We start from the raw sequence: 17,955 nt of genomic DNA, 5'->3' as shown, positions 1-17,955 counted from the left end.
TGATTGCAGTCATACGGCATATGGCTGCAATCTTTTCCAAAAGGAGGAAGATTAGATGGATTATGATTTTGCGAGACAGTATATGAATCCAAAAAGAACAGGTAATGCCATAAGAGACCTGAATCCCATGAGTAAAGTCAATTTAATGCTCGTACTCGGGCTGTCCCCGTTTATCGTTCAAAATTACTTTTATGGTTTTGGAATGGTACTGTTGTTTATATTACTTTCTGCCGCGGCGGGATGCTTCCGTTCGTTCTTTTCTTTATACTGGAAGGTATTGCTTTTGTTCGGGGTGTTCCTGTTTGTGGTAAAAGCAGCGTTCGCGCCGGGGGAGCATGTTCTGTTCCGGCTCTGGGGAATCTGTGTGACGACGGAGAGCATACAGTCAGGACTTAATATCGTAGCGCTCGTTCTGGCATTCAGCGGCGCGTTTATATTGTTTGTAAAGACAACGCCTATGGATGAATTTACATATGCCCTGGAAAAAAAGGGTGTTTCACATATGGTATCATTTGTCATCCTGTCGTCGTTTCAGACGATCACAGATCTGAAGCAGAACGCACAGGTCATTATGGAGTCACAAAAAGCAAGGGGTATAGAAACGGAAGGAAATCTTCTGAAGCGGGCGAAGGCATATATACCGGTCATGGGGCCGCTTGTGCTCAACGCCATATCCAGCACGGAAGAGAAATCCATCGCGATGGATGCCAGAGCTTTTTCAGCGCCCGTTGCGCACACATTTTTGTCGGAACTTCCGGAGGTGGCGATAAAGGAGAAGGTTATTGTTATCTTGTTTGACCTTGCCTTTGTCGGATTGATAGCAGGGAGGATTGCTTTATGGCTTATATAGAATTAAAGGAAGTCACTTATACATATCCGCTTATGAAAGAGCCGGCGCTTAAGAACATATCCTGTTCGCTGGAGCTGGGAAAGTTTTATGGGGTTATCGGTGAAAATGCCGGAGGAAAGACCACATTCTGCAATCTGCTGCGGGGGCTTATCCCACATTTCTATAACGGTAAACTAGTCGGAGATATGACGATAAACGGAGAGGACATCAGAAAGATCGACGTAGATGTCCTGTCTACGAAGATGGGTTATATTTTTCAAAATCCATTTACACAGATCAGCGGTGTCAGGAAGACGGTGTTTGAGGAGATCGCATTGGGGCTTGAGAACCTGGGAGTCCCAAAGGCCCGGATGATAGAGAAAGTGATCGAGGTTGCGAAACTGCTGAAGATAGAAGAGCTGCTTCAAAACGACCCGAACCGCCTGTCCGGCGGGCAGAGGCAGAGAGTAGCCTTTGCGTCGATCATTGCCATGGATTCGGATATATTTGTGATAGATGAACCTACGTCCCAGCTTGATCCGGAAGGAACAGAACGTATTTTTGAGATCATACACATGCTGAAGGAACAGGGAAAGACAATTATTCTGGTGGAACATAAGGTAGATCTCATCGCTGAGTATGCGGATGAGGTGCTGGTGTTTCAGAAGGGCGAGCTGCTTAAAAAGGGAGACGCCAGGACAGTGCTGAGCGATCTGGAACTTCTGGAGCACGGGACGATGCTGCCTCAGGCAGTTATTTTAGAGCGGGAATTAAGACTTAACGGCATTGTGCTTCCGCGCGTGCCGGTCACAACAGAAGAGTGTATTGACCTGCTGCAAAAAGGGGAGGCCGGATATGAATCAAATTGAATTGAGAAACGCCAGCTTTCAGTATCCTAACGGATTTTTGGCGAACGACGACTTAAACCTGATCGTAAAAAGGGGAGAAAGAGTTGCCATAGTAGGGCAGAACGGCGCGGGTAAGACGACTGCGGTAAAAATGATGAACGGCCTGCATAAGCCATGCAAAGGGGATGTACTTGTAGAAGGCAGAAACACAAAGGATTATACGACCGCCCAGATAGCGCGGCAGGTCGGTTACGTATTCCAGAACCCCGACGACCAGATATTTAACCAGACCGTATATGCCGAAATAGCGTATATGCCAAAATATTATAAACTGGATGATAAAGAAGTAGAAAAGAGAGTGAAAGAGGTCGCGGAATTACTGGAGATAGAATCTTACTTAAGCATGAATCCCTTTGAGATCCCATATGTGACGAGAAAGTTCGTGACGATCGCCGCCATCCTGGCAACGAGGCCGCAGTACATGATCCTGGACGAGCCTACGGCGGGACAGGATCTGACGGGGATCAAGGTTCTCACGCGGGTGCTGGGGGAACTGGAGAAGAAAGAGATCGGCGTAGTGACGATCACCCATGATATGGAATTTGCCGCCAATAACTTTGAACGGGTCGTCGCTATGGCGAATAAAAAGATCATAAAAGACGGAAACGTCCGGGACATATTCCGCGATGATGATATATTACGGCAGAGCAAGATAAAACGTCCCCAGATCGGGCAGATCGCAGACAGTATAGGGCTGGGAAAAGATATATTGAACGCCCGGGAGTTTGTAAAACGCTATAAAGAAGTGAGGGTCTCATGAGACAGGTGCTGTGCTACGGAGATTCAAATACGTGGGGTTACCGGCCGGAAACGGACGGCAGACTCATGTGGGAGGAGCGTTATCCGGGACTGTTAAGCCAAAAACTGGGTCCGGGATACCGGGTGACGGAGAATGGACTTTGCGGCAGGACGACCTGTTTTGACAGTGCATCCGAGCCCTTTGTCAATGGCCTGAAGGAGGCAGAAGTATGCGCCGCCGTCAATGCGCCTGTCGACATCGCAGTTATCATGCTTGGAACGAATGACTGTAAAGAACAGTATGGCGCGGATGTGGAAGCGATCGCACTTGGGATCGGGCAGGTGGCGGACGTATTTGAACGCGCCGGCGCGGGCATCATACTAGCGGCACCGCCAGTGCTTGCTGACCTTGAAAAGAGCCCGTTTTACAATGAATTTGGCACAGGGGCGGAAGAAAAAAGCAGAAAGCTTGCGGCCTGTTATGAAAGTCTGGCATTGCGGCGTGGATGGAGATATCTGAACGCAGAGAAGGTCACAAGCGCAGGAGAATACGATAAGATCCATCTGGATAAAGAAGGACATCGAAGACTTGCGGAAGCTGTATATCAAATGATCGCACGTAAGGAGGAACGTGATGAATAAGAGAATTGAAAAGGCATTGGAAGAGAATAAACAAAAGTATATAGACTATTTGTTAAAACTTGTTTCCATCGACACGCATGATATCGGCCACGGTATCGAGGGCGGCCTGGAGGCAGAAGGGCAGGACTTTATGGCAGAGCTGTTTTGCGGGCTCGGGGCAGAGGAAGTCGTAAAGGATCCGCTGAAAGAAGACAGTATTGTGAAATGCAAAGAACAGTACAGGGAAGGGAATACCGGACATAATTACGACAACCGGTACAACGTCTACGCCAGCTTTAAGGGAAAATCTGAGCGTTCCATCCTGTTTAACGGGCACATTGACCATATGCCTGCGGAGAATGAAGAGAACTGGTGTATACCGCCCTTAAGCCCCGCGGTCATCGAAAACAGGATCACCGGGCTTGGCGTGGCCGATATGAAAGCAGGGCTTATGGCATCTGTAATGGCGACCGCGCTTCTGAAAGACGCAGGTATCGAGCTGCCGGTCACTGTAAAGTACGCGTCTGTATGCGATGAAGAAGGCGGGGGCAACGGCTCTCTCTGCGCGGCGGTGAGCGGTGTGAAAGCCGATGCGGTCGTGGTATGCGAGCCTACGAACTATGAGCTGATCGTGGCACATATGGGATGGGTATTCTTTCAGGTGGAAGTGGAAGGGATCGCGGTCCATTCCGGATTAAAGCTGGCAGGAGTGAATGCCATCGAAAAAGCAGGGAAACTGATGGATGCCATCAATGAGCTGGAGCACCGCTGGCTGCTAAAGTATAAGCACCCTCTTTTACCGCCGCCGTCAAGCAATGTAGGGGTCATCTATGGCGGGGAGGCCGGCTCCACGATTCCGGATCACTGCTGCTTTAAGACATGTGTCCATTACCTCCCGAATCTGATGAGCCATGAGCAGGTAGTGGAAGAATATACCGGCGCCATACTCAGATGCTGTGAAGGAGACGAATGGCTGAAGGATCACAAACCTAAGATCAGCGTATACCAGACAGGCAATCCGTTTGAGATGGAATTGGCACATCCTTTTGTAGGCGCTTTTAAAGAAGCATATAAGAAAGCGACCGGAAATGAAGTGAAACTGACAGGTTCGCCGGCAGGGTGCGATTCCAGGACATGGCACAATATCGTGGGCTGCCCGACACTGCAGTACGGTCCGGGTTCACTGGAACAATGTCATGCAGTCAATGAATATGTCACTGTGGAACAATATCTTGACGCTATCAAGATCTACGCGAATCTGATTCTGGAGTGGGCAGAATCCGCCGAATAAGGGATGTGGGTAAATTGGGCATGCATGAAACTGATACAAGGCATACAATATTGAAAAATGGCCTTCTCATCGATCCGTCAAATGGAATTGAAGCGGTGAAGGATATCGTGATCGAAGGCGACCAGGTCATAGAAGTGTGTGATAAAGCGGGTGCAGAAAAAGGGGACCGTCTGATAGATTGTGCCGGTCTGGAGATATGGCCGGGGCTGATCGATATACACCTTCATGTAAGCGACCTCTTTGAGATACATACGAATACGGCATACGGCGCCGCTGAGGACGGAGTTACAACAGCGCTTTCCCCGGGAGCGGGCAATACGTTTATGGCGCCGGCGCTTCTGGGAGCAGAGATGGACAGAGGTCTTCCGCTCAACGTAGGAGTTTTTCTCGGCGCGGCAAATGTTCTCGGGACGAGATTAAATGAAGAGGAGCTGACCGCTTTATTCAGCGGTACGCTGGGACAGGAAGACAGGGAGCGGAAGCTGAGCCATAACAATATCGTCAACCGTACGGCCCAATACGCGGTTGGGATAAAAGAACACATGGGGCACTTCCTGCTTCCGGACGAAAAGATACAGAAGCTCTATGCGATCACAGATCAGGCCAACCTTATGTTTACCTCCCACACGCAGGATATCGGCCATACGCTGCATCTGTTCGAGATGGCAAAAGGAAGGCATCTCCATCTTGGACATGCCAACGCGGCGGGCTGCGGTACAGACGAAGAAGCTGCCCGGGCGATGAAGCAGGTGATCGATCTGTGCAGGCAGAAAGAAGTGAGCGGAGAATTCGTGACGACGATGCTGCGCGAGGGAGGGGGCTGCCGTGAGGGACTGAAAATGGCTGAACCCGCAAGACAGATGGCGCTGGAAGCGCTGGCGGAGCATGTTGTTACGATCCTCGTATCGGACGGACAGAACCAATCGACGATGAAAGGCTTCGGAGATACAAGGGACAATATCCCATGCCTGCTGGAACTTGCAGAAAATAAAGTCCTGAGCAAAAAGGACGCGGTGGCGCTTATGACGAGCAATCCCGCAAAACTGCTGGCGCAGAGGACGAAAAACGAAGAGTGGAGAAGCCGTTACGGACATCTTGGTATCGGCGCATACGCCAATATTACGGTCGTAGAACCAAACCGGAGGCATGCGGTCTATGTATTGACGAACGGAAGGCTCGTATCATTTGAAAAAAGGTATCTGCGTTCTGGAGGCAGGGCCGGATACTGGGTGAGTAAATTTCAGACAAAGAAAAGTATGGGGATCGGAGAATTACCCATGTACGATATAAAATAGAAAGGCGGTACAAATATAATGAAGAAAGTTTTATTAGCCGGAGAATCATGGATGAGCTACACTACCCATGTGAAAGGATTTGACAGTTTCTATACATCTGTCTATGAGACCGGGGAGAAGTGGCTCGTTGCGGCGCTGGAAAAGGGAGGTTATGAGGTGGATTTCCTTCCGAATCATATAGCGGCAGAGCAGTTCCCGTATACGCTGGAGGAGCTGAGATCATACGATTGTGTGATCCTTTCCGATATCGGGGCGAACACCCTTCTGCTCCCGGCGGCTACGTTCACGCAGAGCAAAAAGATGCCGAACCGGGCCAGGGTGATCAGGGACTATGTTATGGAAGGCGGCTCTCTTTTAATGATAGGCGGATATCTTACATTTTCCGGCGTGGATGCCAAAGGAAAATGGCATGACACCCCGGTGCAGGAAGTCCTTCCGGTGGAAATACTGACGGTGGACGACAGGATGGAGCACTGCGAAGGCGTGCGCCCTGTTATCGTGAAGGAGCATGAGGCGCTGAAGGGGATCAAAACCGAGTGGCCCGAGGTACTGGGATACAATAAAACGGTTGCCAAAGAGGAAGCTTTTGTGGCGGCTGTCGTCGAGGGGGATCCATTTATCGCATTTGGTTCATACGGAAAAGGACGCAGCGCGGTATTTACTGCAGACTGCGCGCCCCACTGGGCTCCGCCGGAATTCTGTGAGTGGGAAAGCTACGATCAGATCTGGCAGGGGATCGTAGGATGGCTGACTGATTGATATTACGCCTGCTGCCGATGGCAGCAGGCGTTTTCGGCATGAACAGGAGATACAGATGAAGTACGATGCAGAGACATTTTTAATGGAAGTATTAAAAATACCAACGGTAAACGGGAAAGACAATGAAAAAGCGCTGGCTGTATTTCTCCGCGGCTTTCTGAAGGAGTGCGGGGTCAGCGCGGTCGTCCAGGACATCGACAGCAGACATGCTAATGTGGTGGGGGTTCTGGAAGGAAAGTCAAAAGAGACCGTTATATGGAACGGTCATCTGGATACAGTGCCCTACGGTAAGATGGGAGAGTGGAAGACGGACCCGTCCGTGCCGTCAAAGAAAAACGGCTGTATCTATGCAAGGGGAGCCAGCGACATGAAGAGCGGCCTTGCGGCGATGGCGTATGTATTGGGCCGAATGAAGCGGAAAGGATATGTGCCCTCCCGCACGATATATTTCTGCGGCACATGTGATGAGGAAAAGAACGGAATCGGGGCGAAACATCTGCTGGAAACACAGACGCTTGGTGAACCTGCGCTGCTTCTGATCGGCGAACCCACAGACCTTCGTCCCGGGACGGCCCAGAAGGGATGCATATGGCTTCAGGTGAAGCTGCACGGGAAGACAAGCCACGGGGCATACCCCGGGCAGGGGATCAACGCGGTCGAATATGGGATCCGCATTTTTCAGGATCTGAAAAAGAAGCTGGAAGAACAAAGCCATGAGCTTCTCGGTTCCCCGACATGCCAGATCACGATGGCAGAAGGAGGCATCGTCCCAAACATGACGCCGGACACAGCAAAGCTGATGCTCGATATCCGCGTGATCCCGGGCATTACAACACGGATGGTCACCGAATGGGCGCAGAAGATCATCGATGGTTACAGGCAGGAGACAGACGGAGAACTGGAAGTAGAAGTACACATAAAAAACGACAGACAGGCCATCGAAATACCAGCTGACAGCCCATGGCTCAAAAAGCTCCAGTGGGAGCTGAAACTGGCAGGCCTTCCAAAAGAACCGGCAGGGATCAACTATTTTACCGACGCATCCATACTGACAAAAGGAATCCCAACGACCCCGGTCCTCCTCCTGGGCCCCGGTCAGCCCGAACTCGCGCACAAACCAAACGAATACATAGAAATAGAAAAATATTTACAATACATAAAAATATTAGACCGATTATTTTAACCAAATTATGGCAAATTATTGTATAATGTGCGTATAGGGCAGAGCCAAGGTGTCGGAGAAAAGGCCGATGAGCCAGCTCAAGAGGCCTTTTCTCCGACACCTTGGGGAGCGAAGCGACCGAGGAAAAGCGAAGCTTTTGCGAGGCTGTGCCCGTAAGTAACGAAAGAGAAGTGAAGCGGCGCCCCAGGAGCAAGGCCGATGAGCCAGCTCAAGAGGCCTTTTGCCCGACACTTTGGGGAGCGAAGCGACCGAGGAAAAGCGAAGCTTTTGCGAGGCTGTGCCCGTAAGTAACGAAAGAGAAGCGGAGCGGCGCTTCCAGAAGCAAAGCAACGCTCCCAAAAGCAAAGTACATATACAGAAAAAAATAGTCTGGTGAGGGTATAAAAATTGAGAACGACAATTAAGGACATTGCAAATTACACAGGTTTTTCGGTGACGACGATATCCCTGGTCCTGAACAATAAAGCGGATAAGATCCCAAAGAGCACAAAAAACAAAATATTGGATGCGGTTGAAAAATTAAACTACCACCCGAACCAGCTTGCGGTAGGCCTGGTCAAGAAGCGGACGCAGACGATCGGCCTGATCATATCAGACGTGAGCAATGTGTTTTTCTCTACGCTGGCCAAAGGCGTCGAGGATTCCTGCCGCAGCCAGGGGTGGAATCTGATCCTGTGCAATACGAACGATAAACATGAGCGCGACATGTCATACATACAGGTACTCGCGAATAAAGGGGTGGACGGGATCTTATTCTGTATGGCCAGAGACAGTGACAAGAAAAAGACCGAGGAGAGCATCCAGTTACTGAAGAAGCTGAAGATCCCATTTGTCATGATCGACCGGTATCTGGAGGAGGCTGACTGCAGTTCGGTCATCGTGGACCACAGACAGGGAGGATACGCGGCCGTAAAATATCTTCTCGGACTAGGGCACAGAAATATAGGATGTGTGACAGGGCCGAGCGGCCTGGAAGACTCGATGGAACGTCTGAAAGGATATAAAAAGGCTCTGGAGGAATATCACATTCCTTATCAGCATGATTTTATCTATGAAGGAAGTTACGACCGGGAAAGCGGCGCGGGCGCGGTGGACTTTTTCGCGGGCAAGGACATAAGCGCGGTGTTTGCGTTCAATGATATGTCCGCCTACGGCGTTTACAACAGCCTGAAAAAAAGAGGGATCCCTGTGCCCGGAGGCATGTCGCTGATCGGGTACGATGATATTTTCTTTTCGGAAATTCTGGATGTTCCGCTGACGACGGTCAGGCAGCCGGTCTATGAGATGGGAGCAGAAAGCGTAAGACAGCTCATCGAAGAGGTGGAAAACGGTGTGGGAGCAAGAAAATGTATCGTGTTCCAGCCGGCGCTCATTGAGAGAGAGAGCGTGGGATACGGACCGGCATATGAGCCGGGCGGTAAACCTATCTGAAGCTCCGGCAGCCGGCGGTTTCCGCATTCTATTATTTCTTTCAATGACAAGACATAGAAAGAAAACACGTTTTTTCGCTAAAATCCTTGACTTTTCCATACAATCATAATAAAATATTCTAGCGTGCACAAAGATGCATTGTATTTTTGTGCGCCATAATGCATATAATGCAAATCGCAGCTTATTTAAAATCGTAGGAGGTGAAAGGAATGCCAACATTTAACCAGTTAGTAAAGAAAGGACGTCAGACATCAATTAAGAAGTCAACAGCTCCGGCACTTCAGAAAGGATACAACTCCTTGAGGAAGAGAGCTACAGATGTATCTGCTCCTCAGAAGAGAGGCGTATGTACAGCTGTTAAGACAGCTACTCCAAAGAAGCCTAACTCAGCGCTGAGAAAGATCGCCAGAGTTCGTCTTTCTAATGGTATCGAAGTGACAAGTTATATCCCGGGAGAAGGACACAACCTTCAGGAACATAGCGTTGTTCTTATCCGCGGAGGAAGAGTAAAAGACCTTCCAGGTACAAGATATCACATTGTCAGAGGTACACTTGACACAGCAGGTGTTGCCAAGAGAAGACAGGCACGTTCTAAATATGGTGCCAAGAGACCAAAAGACGCGAAATAAGAAACAGGAAACAGTATCGTTATCACAAACAGAACTATGATCAAGTAAGTTGCGGGTTATTAGTATAGAAGATGTCCCGCCGCACTACACAGTATCATCAGAAAGACACATGTGAGTACCGATGAATTAATCAGTGTATTTATTACACAGTTATGTTTAAGGAGGGAAGGACCGTGCCACGTAAAGGACATACTCAAAAAAGAGACGTATTAGCGGATCCATTGTACAACAACAAAGTGGTTACCAAGCTTGTCAACAACATCATGTTAGACGGCAAGAAAGGTGTAGCGCAGAAAATTGTATATGGAGCATTCAACAGAGTAGCGGAAAAGACAGACAAACCGGCTATCGAAGTATTTGAAGAAGCAATGAATAACATTATGCCAGTTCTCGAGGTAAAGGCGAGACGTATCGGCGGTGCAACATACCAGGTGCCGATCGAGGTAAGAGTTGACAGAAGACAGGCTCTTGCGCTTCGCTGGCTCACAACGTATTCACGCAACAGAGGCGAGAAGACGATGGAAGAAAGACTGGCGAATGAGATCATGGATGCAGCCAACAATACAGGCGCATCTGTGAAGAAGAAAGAAGACATGCACAAGATGGCAGAGGCTAACAAAGCATTTGCTCACTATAGATTCTAGGAGGCAATAATGGCTGGAAGAGAATATCCATTAGATAGAACCAGAAACATCGGTATCATGGCTCATATTGATGCCGGTAAGACTACGCTGACAGAGCGTATCTTATATTATACCGGTGTAAACTATAAGATTGGTGATACTCATGAAGGTACTGCTACTATGGACTGGATGGAACAAGAGCAGGAGAGAGGTATCACGATCACTTCAGCTGCTACGACATGTCACTGGACTCAGCAGGAAAACTGCCAGAGCAAACCAGGTGCCCTGGAACACCGTATCAATATCATTGATACGCCGGGACACGTTGACTTTACCGTAGAAGTTGAGCGTTCACTCCGTGTGCTGGATGGAGCTGTAGGTGTATTCTGTGCAAAGGGTGGTGTTGAACCACAGTCAGAAAACGTATGGCGCCAGGCAGACACTTACAACGTACCGAGAATGGCATTCATCAACAAGATGGACATTTTAGGAGCCGATTTCTACAATGCGGTAGAACAGATCAAGACGAGACTTGGAAAGAACGCGATCTGCCTTCAGCTGCCGATCGGCAAAGAAGATGATTTCAAGGGGATCATCGATCTGATGGAGATGAAAGCCTACATCTATAATGATGAAAAGGGCGAGGATATCTCTATCGTTGATGTTCCGGAAGACATGCAGGATGACGCAGAGCTTTACCGCACAGAGCTGGTAGAGAAGATCTGCGAGCTGGATGACGACCTTATGATGGAGTATCTGGAAGGGGACGAACCTTCTGTAGACGCGCTTAAGGCGGCGCTCAGAAAAGCAACATGCGAATGTACGGCAGTGCCTGTATGCTGCGGTACCGCTTACAGAAATAAAGGCGTTCAGAAATTACTGGATGCAGTGATCGAATATATGCCTGCTCCGACAGATATCCCGCCGATCGAGGGTGTGGATGACAGCGGAAATGACGTTGTGAGACATTCCTCTGACGACGAGCCGTTCTCCGCTCTGGCATTTAAGATCATGACAGACCCGTTTGTAGGTAAACTTGCATACTTCAGAGTATACTCAGGTTCCATGAACGCCGGTTCTTATGTCCTGAATGCTACAAAGGGCAAGAAGGAACGTGTCGGACGTATCCTTCAGATGCACGCAAATAAGAGAGAAGAGCTTGACAAAGTGTATGCCGGAGATATCGCGGCAGCTATCGGATTCAAGTTCACTACGACAGGCGACACGATCTGTGATGAGAGACATCCTGTGATCCTGGAATCCATGGAATTCCCGGAACCGGTTATCGAGCTCGCTATCGAACCGAAGACAAAGGCATCTCAGGGCAAGCTTGGAGAATCTCTTGCGAAGCTTGCAGAAGAAGACCCGACCTTCCGCGCTCATACAGATCATGAGACAGGACAGACGATCATCGCCGGAATGGGCGAGCTTCACCTGGAGATCATCGTAGACAGACTTCTGCGTGAGTTTAAGGTAGAGGCAAACGTAGGCGCTCCTCAGGTTGCTTACAAGGAAGCATTTACAAAGCCGGTTGACGTAGACAGCAAATATGCAAAACAGTCAGGCGGACGCGGACAGTACGGACACTGTAAAGTGAAATTCGAGCCAATGGATGTCAATGGCGAAGAGACATTCAAGTTTGAATCAAGCGTAGTCGGCGGTGCCATCCCGAAGGAATATATTCCGAAGATCGGTGAAGGTATCGAAGAAGCCATGAAGTCAGGTATCCTGGGAGGATTCCCGGTAGTCGGACTGAAGGCCAACGTATACGACGGTTCTTACCATGAAGTCGATTCAAACGAAATGGCATTCCACATCGCCGGTTCTCTGGCGTTCAAGGATGCCATGAAGAAGGCTTCTCCGGTACTGCTTGAGCCTATCATGAAGGTGGAAGTGACCATGCCGGAAGAGTACATGGGTGATGTTATCGGTGATATCAACTCACGCCGTGGACGTGTCGAAGGTATGGATGATCTCGGCGGCGGAAAGATCGTACGCGCATTCGTTCCGTTGTCTGAAATGTTCGGATACTCAACAGACCTGCGTTCCAGAACACAGGGACGCGGCAACTATTCTATGTTCTTCGAGAGCTATGAACAGGTGCCAAAATCTGTACAGGAAAAAGTGTTATCAACAAAAAATGATTAATTAGCTGTACAGGCGGTAAAAAAGTATTAAAAAGGCTTGAAAAACTGTACGATTTGAAATATAATCAGAGATAGCCGAGTAAACGTAAAGTATTAATAAATGCCTGTAAGGCGATATAATAAGGAGGATATTCAAAATGGCTAAAGCTAAATTTGAAAGAAACAAACCACATTGTAATATCGGTACTATCGGTCACGTTGACCATGGTAAAACAACTTTAACAGCTGCTATCACAAAGACTCTTTCTCAGAGAGTAGAAGGTAACGCTGCTGTAGATTTTGAAAACATCGACAAGGCTCCGGAAGAAAGAGAGCGTGGTATCACGATCTCTACAGCTCACGTTGAGTATGAGACAGACAAACGTCACTACGCTCACGTTGACTGCCCGGGACATGCCGACTACGTTAAGAACATGATCACAGGTGCTGCTCAGATGGACGGCGCGATTCTCGTTGTAGCTGCTACTGACGGTGTTATGGCTCAGACAAGAGAGCATATCCTGCTTTCTCGCCAGGTAGGTGTTCCTTATATCGTAGTATTCATGAACAAATGTGACATGGTTGACGACGAAGAACTCCTTGAATTAGTAGAGATGGAGATCCGTGAACTGCTTGACGAATATGAGTTCCCAGGCGATGATACACCGATCATCCAGGGTTCTGCTCTTAAAGCTCTTGAAGATCCTTCAGGAGAATGGGGCGACAAGATCATGGAACTGATGGATGCAGTAGATTCTTATATTCCGGATCCACAGCGTGCAACAGACCAGCCATTCCTTATGCCTGTAGAGGACGTATTCTCTATCACAGGCCGTGGAACAGTTGCTACAGGTAGAGTTGAGCGTGGTGTTCTTCATGTATCCGAGGAAGTTGAGATCGTTGGTATTCATGAAGAGACAAGAAAAACTGTTGTAACAGGTATCGAGATGTTCCGTAAACTGCTTGACGAGGCTCAGGCTGGTGACAACATCGGCGCGCTTCTTCGTGGTGTTCAGAGAGACGAGATCGAAAGAGGACAGGTTCTTGTTAAACCAGGTTCTGTAACATGCCACAAGAAATTTACAGCTCAGGTATACGTTCTGACAAAAGATGAAGGTGGACGTCATACTCCGTTCTTCAACAACTACCGCCCACAGTTCTACTTCAGAACAACAGACGTTACAGGTGTTTGTAACCTGCCGGACGGCGTAGAGATGTGTATGCCTGGTGACAACGTAGAGATGACGATCGAACTGATCCACCCGGTAGCTATGGAGCAGGGTCTTCGTTTCGCTATTCGTGAAGGCGGACGTACAGTAGGTTCCGGCCGTGTTGCCAAGATCATCGAATAATCAGTGATATAGAGATATAAAGCATATAAACTACCCGGGAAACTTCGGTTTCCCGGGTTTTTTGTGATATAATGAACACAATGAGCCAAGCGCGAAGCATTTGGCGAATGTGCAATAATCATGAGCCGTGCTCATGATATAATGAACACAATGAGCCAAGCGCGGAGCATTTGGCGAATGTGCAATAATCATGAGGAAAAGTTTTCGGGGAGGTTTGGTGTATGAGACGTTGGAAAATGAAGGCGCTTGCGTTTGCGCTCATCATGGCTTCTGTTCTGTCACTGGCCGCATGCGGACAGTCTGTAAAGAAGTATGATGATAAAAGCGCGTACGGAGAGTTTCTCCAGGAGACGGAGAAGAAAAATGAGGGGCTCAGTGCGCCTGAAAGTATACCGGACGAATACTTTTACAAAGCCGGACGCGATAAAGAGACTTTTGGGGGGACTGACTTTGACCTGTGGCAGACAGTAAAGGAACAGAAGGAGATGGCGCCCTGGATAAGTAAAGAAGACGCAGAGCAGGAGCTGGCCTGGTTTCTGCGGCTGCTTCGCTCTTATTATGGGAATTATGGGCGAAGCGGCGGGGACGAGGCGTTTGAAGTGGCGGCCGGCAATGTGATGAAAGCATTTGAAGGGGACCGCAAGAAAGAATTCGGCGAATATGAGGAACTGCTCGGCAGGGAATTTGCTTTTGCGGTGGACAACGACCGCCATTTTTCCATAGGATTTTCAACGACGGAGGAATGCTGCCTGCTGGGAAATCAGGAAAAGAGCTACTGGAAAAATGATGGAACGTATTATATGGATAAAGAATGCACGAAGGAGATAGAGAAGATCGGCGGGGAGGCTCCGGAAAAATATCTAAGGCCCTCCATAGGACAGGAAGGCGAACTTACGTGGTATCCATACATGATCAGCGAGCCGGGTGAACGGAGCCGGGAGATAGAAATAGAATATACGGAGCAGAAACTGTTTATTAAAAAGACCGGTAAGAAGACGGTGAGACTTGCAGAGACAGACTATGATGAGGATGAAGAGGTGCCGAAGAAGGAGAGCTACCGGTATGAGGAGCGGGGAGGGATTCCGTGGATCAAGTGGAACAAGTTTCCAAGGCCGGAGAGAGACAGTTCTCAGGAGTTTATCCTGTCAGCATCAAAGATAAAAAAACATCCTTACGCGGTCATCGACTTAAGCGATAATGCCGGCGGGGAGGAACGGACGCTCGGCGGCTGGTTTGAGGAATATACGGGAAGTCTTTATATGACTCACGCCAATGTGCTGAGGCGGATGAACAAAGAAGAACTGCTGACGGAGGAAGAGGATAAAAAAGCTTATGCTGAGGACGAGGCAATGTATCTGAGAATGGGACAGACAGAGGAGAACGGATATAAGGTGATTCGTCCTCATAATGAAAAACACATAGAGAACGCACAGCGGCTCTTTCTTGTGACGAGCAGAAGGTCTGCGTCGTGTGCGGAGATGATGACAGATTCCTGCCGTGCCATAGAGAATACGGTCGTCATAGGCGCAGACACCTTTGGCTGTCTGTCCGGGGACGTTACGGAGATCTTGTGGCTTCCTGTATCAGGTGTGCCTGTGAGTTTCGGCGCCAGCCTGTACCAGTGGGATGAGGATTATTTTAAAGAAGGCCGGGGATTTTCGCCGGATCTTTACCTCACCGGGAAGGACTGTGAAGAGAGGCTGGAGTTATTTCTGGAGAAATACGAAGGGGAAGAGGAGGGAAAGGCAGATGGACAGTGAGATATTGATCATCGGCGCGGCGATCGTTGACGTGCTTGCCCGGCCGGTCGGCGCCGATGTGTTTAAGACAGGCTCTAAACCTGCGGATGAGATACGCATGTCCACGGGGGGAGACGCCCTGAATGAGGCGACTGTGCTTGCCCGGCTTGGAAAACGTGTGAGGCTTGCCACCGTGATCGGGAAAGACATGGCCGGCAGGATGCTGGCGGAACACTGTGCTGCGGAAGGAATTGTTCTGGAGGATGGCTGTTTTCATGACGATATTGCTACAGGCATCAATATCGTGCTTGTGGAGGATGACGGCGAGAGGAGCTTTCTTACCAATCCGCACGGCAGTCTGAGAAAGCTCTCACTCTCTCATATTAAGATGCCGTTTTCTCCGTGTACAAAGATTCTGTGCTTTGCCAGTATCTTTGTCTCTCCGGAAATAGATACGGCCGCGCTTGTGCGTATTTTCAAAACGGCCGGGGAACAGGGGATCACAGTCTGTGCCGACATGACAACATGTAAAAACGGCGAGACGGCAGAGGACATGGCGCCGGCGCTCGCATATGTTGACTATCTGTTCGCCAACGCGAAGGAGGCGTCACTCATAACAGGCCGGGAAGCGCCGGAAGAGTCGGCCGCCTGCCTTGTGCAGGCGGGAGCCGCCAATGTTATCATAAAATGCGGGGGGGCCGGATGCGTTGTGCATAGCAGGACAGAGTGCTTTGCCGTGCCGGCTGAGCCGGGTGTGGAATGTGTCGATACGACGGGGGCAGGGGACAGCTTTGCCGCAGGCTTTCTAAACGCGCTTTCGGAGGGGAGGTCATTAAAAGAGTGCGCCGTATATGCCAACAAGTGCGGTGCGCTTGCCGTTTCTTCGGTTGGCGCGGCAGAATGGAGCCGGTCTTTAAAAACATTATTTTAACTTGTCTGTGTTCATGGTATAATGGGAATCGAGAGTAAAAACAAGAAAAGAACAGATGAGGAGGAAATAAAATGGAAGGTCGTAAGATTATCCAGGTGGAGGACAAGGTCCCTTTCCGGCTGCTCGTGCCGCTCAGTATCCAGCATATGTTTGCCATGTTCGGGGCATCTGTGCTCGTTCCGTTTATTTTTGGGATCAACCCGGCCATCGTGCTGTTTATGAACGGAGTCGGGACACTGCTGTTTATCGTCATAACGAAGGGGAAAGCGCCGGCATATCTCGGCTCGAGCTTTGCGTTTCTGGCGCCGGCCGGAATTGTGATTAGTGAGATGGGATATCAGTACGCGCTCGGCGGATTTGTGGCCGTCGGTTTCTGTGGGTGCGTGCTTGCCCTGATCATCTACAAGTTTGGCTCAAAATGGATAGACATCGTGCTGCCGCCCGCTGCGATGGGTCCTGTCGTGGCGCTTATCGGTCTTGAACTGGCCGGTTCGGCGGCGGGAAATGCGGGACTTCTGGAGGAGAAGATCGACGGCAGAAATGTGATCGTATTTATTGTGACACTGGGGGTAGCCGTATTCGGCAATATCCTGTTCCGCAAATTTTTATCTGTCATACCGATACTCATAGCTGTCATCGCGGGATATGCAGCCGCCGTCTGCTGTGGGATGGTGGATTTTGGACAGGTGGCTGCGGCGTCTTTCCTGGAGATGCCGAATTTTCAGACGCCCCGTTTCAGCATGGAGGCGATTCTGATCATACTTCCGGTGCTGCTCGTCATAACGTCCGAGCATATCGGACATCAGGTCGTGACGAGCAAGATCGTGGGCAGGGATCTGCTGAAGGATCCCGGACTTCACCGCTCTTTGCTGGGAGATAACCTCTCCACTATGATATCCGGTATGATCGGTTCTGTCCCGACGACGACATACGGGGAGAATATCGGAGTCATGGCGGTGACGAAAGTATACAGTGTCCGGGTTATTGCCGGTGCGGCAGTGCTTTCTATCATCTGTTCTTTTGTCGGGAAGCTGTCCATGCTCATCCAGACGATCCCAGGCCCGGTCATCGGAGGGATATCCTTTCTGCTCTACGGTATGATCGGGGCTTCTGGTATCCGCATACTTGTGGATTCTAAGGTGGATTACGGAATATCCAGAAACCTGACGCTGACATCAGTGGTGTTTGTGACCGGTCTTTCCGGTATTGCCGTAAAGTTCGGGAATATACAGCTTACAGGGATGGTTCTGGCATGCATCGTCGGTATGCTGCTGAGTCTTATTTTCTATATACTGGACAAGCTGAAACTGACAAATGACAGAGAAGAATAAAAACAAGAATTAAGAAAATGCGCCGGACAGGCTGCAGAACGAGCTCGTTTGCAGCCTGTCCGGCGCATTTTTGGTCTGTCTGCCGGCGTGGATGGAGGAAGAAACTTTGAAAGCAAAAATAATTACAGAGTGTACTCTAAAATGCTTGCATTTGAGAATGAAAAGTGAT

Annotated in this window: 16 protein-coding genes; all 16 read left to right on the top strand. The window is 49.4% G+C overall.

Annotated elements, in window-relative coordinates:
• Positions 1 to 55 precede the first annotated feature (55 nt).
• The 16 genes from LAJLEIBI_RS16010 to uraA all read left to right on the top strand — a co-directional run bounded on the left by LAJLEIBI_RS16010 (position 56) and on the right by uraA (position 17,786).
• The gene (locus LAJLEIBI_RS16010) at positions 56 to 850 is read left to right on the top strand and encodes an energy-coupling factor transporter transmembrane component T family protein (protein WP_006443189.1); all 795 of its coding nucleotides are present in this window, start codon (positions 56 to 58) and stop codon (positions 848 to 850) included.
• The gene (locus tag LAJLEIBI_RS16005; protein WP_006443188.1) at positions 838 to 1,698 is read left to right on the top strand and encodes an energy-coupling factor ABC transporter ATP-binding protein; all 861 of its coding nucleotides are present in this window, start codon (positions 838 to 840) and stop codon (positions 1,696 to 1,698) included. The genes LAJLEIBI_RS16010 and LAJLEIBI_RS16005 overlap by 13 nt, the downstream gene beginning before the upstream one ends.
• Positions 1,685 to 2,497, top strand: coding sequence for an energy-coupling factor ABC transporter ATP-binding protein (locus LAJLEIBI_RS16000; RefSeq protein ID WP_006443187.1), 813 nt, complete (start codon positions 1,685 to 1,687; stop codon positions 2,495 to 2,497). Before LAJLEIBI_RS16005 ends, LAJLEIBI_RS16000 begins: the two co-directional genes overlap by 14 nt.
• Positions 2,494 to 3,117 (top strand): GDSL-type esterase/lipase family protein, encoded by a 624-nt coding sequence (locus LAJLEIBI_RS15995; protein WP_006443186.1) that lies wholly within the window; start codon positions 2,494 to 2,496, stop codon positions 3,115 to 3,117. The genes LAJLEIBI_RS16000 and LAJLEIBI_RS15995 overlap by 4 nt, the downstream gene beginning before the upstream one ends.
• A complete protein-coding gene (locus tag LAJLEIBI_RS15990) occupies positions 3,110 to 4,387 on the top strand; it encodes a M20 family metallopeptidase (RefSeq protein ID WP_006443185.1) in 1,278 nt (425 codons plus the stop codon). Before LAJLEIBI_RS15995 ends, LAJLEIBI_RS15990 begins: the two co-directional genes overlap by 8 nt.
• A gap of 20 nt (positions 4,388 to 4,407) precedes the next feature.
• On the top strand, positions 4,408 to 5,682 hold the full coding sequence (locus LAJLEIBI_RS15985; RefSeq protein ID WP_006443184.1) for an amidohydrolase family protein: 1,275 nt from the start codon (positions 4,408 to 4,410) through the stop codon (positions 5,680 to 5,682).
• Positions 5,683 to 5,697: 15 nt separating this feature from the next.
• The gene (locus LAJLEIBI_RS15980) at positions 5,698 to 6,441 is read left to right on the top strand and encodes a glutamine amidotransferase (RefSeq protein WP_040435046.1); all 744 of its coding nucleotides are present in this window, start codon (positions 5,698 to 5,700) and stop codon (positions 6,439 to 6,441) included.
• 55 nt (positions 6,442 to 6,496) lie between these two features.
• Positions 6,497 to 7,624, top strand: a complete 1,128-nt coding sequence (locus LAJLEIBI_RS15975; protein WP_006443182.1) for a M20 family metallopeptidase — start codon at positions 6,497 to 6,499, stop codon at positions 7,622 to 7,624.
• A 387-nt stretch (positions 7,625 to 8,011) separates the two neighbouring features.
• Positions 8,012 to 9,055, top strand: a complete 1,044-nt coding sequence (locus LAJLEIBI_RS15970) for a LacI family DNA-binding transcriptional regulator (RefSeq protein WP_006443181.1) — start codon at positions 8,012 to 8,014, stop codon at positions 9,053 to 9,055.
• 209 nt (positions 9,056 to 9,264) lie between these two features.
• Positions 9,265 to 9,684: a 30S ribosomal protein S12 gene (rpsL, locus tag LAJLEIBI_RS15965; RefSeq protein ID WP_006443179.1), complete on the top strand. Its 420-nt coding sequence runs from the start codon at positions 9,265 to 9,267 to the stop codon at positions 9,682 to 9,684.
• 173 nt (positions 9,685 to 9,857) lie between these two features.
• Entirely contained in the window at positions 9,858 to 10,328 is a 471-nt protein-coding gene (rpsG, locus tag LAJLEIBI_RS15960; RefSeq protein WP_207635512.1) for a 30S ribosomal protein S7, read from the top strand.
• A 9-nt stretch (positions 10,329 to 10,337) separates the two neighbouring features.
• Entirely contained in the window at positions 10,338 to 12,455 is a 2,118-nt protein-coding gene (gene fusA, locus LAJLEIBI_RS15955) for an elongation factor G (RefSeq protein WP_006443177.1), read from the top strand.
• Positions 12,456 to 12,591: 136 nt separating this feature from the next.
• Complete coding sequence (tuf, locus tag LAJLEIBI_RS15950) at positions 12,592 to 13,785, top strand: elongation factor Tu (RefSeq protein WP_006443176.1); 1,194 nt, start codon at positions 12,592 to 12,594, stop codon at positions 13,783 to 13,785.
• A gap of 221 nt (positions 13,786 to 14,006) precedes the next feature.
• The gene (locus LAJLEIBI_RS15945) at positions 14,007 to 15,545 is read left to right on the top strand and encodes a S41 family peptidase (protein WP_006443175.1); all 1,539 of its coding nucleotides are present in this window, start codon (positions 14,007 to 14,009) and stop codon (positions 15,543 to 15,545) included.
• Entirely contained in the window at positions 15,535 to 16,455 is a 921-nt protein-coding gene (locus LAJLEIBI_RS15940) for a carbohydrate kinase family protein (RefSeq protein ID WP_006443174.1), read from the top strand. Before LAJLEIBI_RS15945 ends, LAJLEIBI_RS15940 begins: the two co-directional genes overlap by 11 nt.
• Positions 16,456 to 16,526: 71 nt before the next feature.
• Positions 16,527 to 17,786: a uracil permease gene (gene uraA / locus LAJLEIBI_RS15935; protein WP_006443172.1), complete on the top strand. Its 1,260-nt coding sequence runs from the start codon at positions 16,527 to 16,529 to the stop codon at positions 17,784 to 17,786.
• The last annotated feature ends 169 nt before the right edge of the window (positions 17,787 to 17,955 follow it).

Origin of the sequence: [Clostridium] hylemonae DSM 15053, assembly GCF_008281175.1 — a bacterium.
Taxonomy (GTDB): domain Bacteria; phylum Bacillota; class Clostridia; order Lachnospirales; family Lachnospiraceae; genus Extibacter; species Extibacter hylemonae.
The sequence above is the reverse complement of the archived record's forward strand: the minus strand, read 5'-3'. Positions and strand labels throughout refer to the sequence as shown.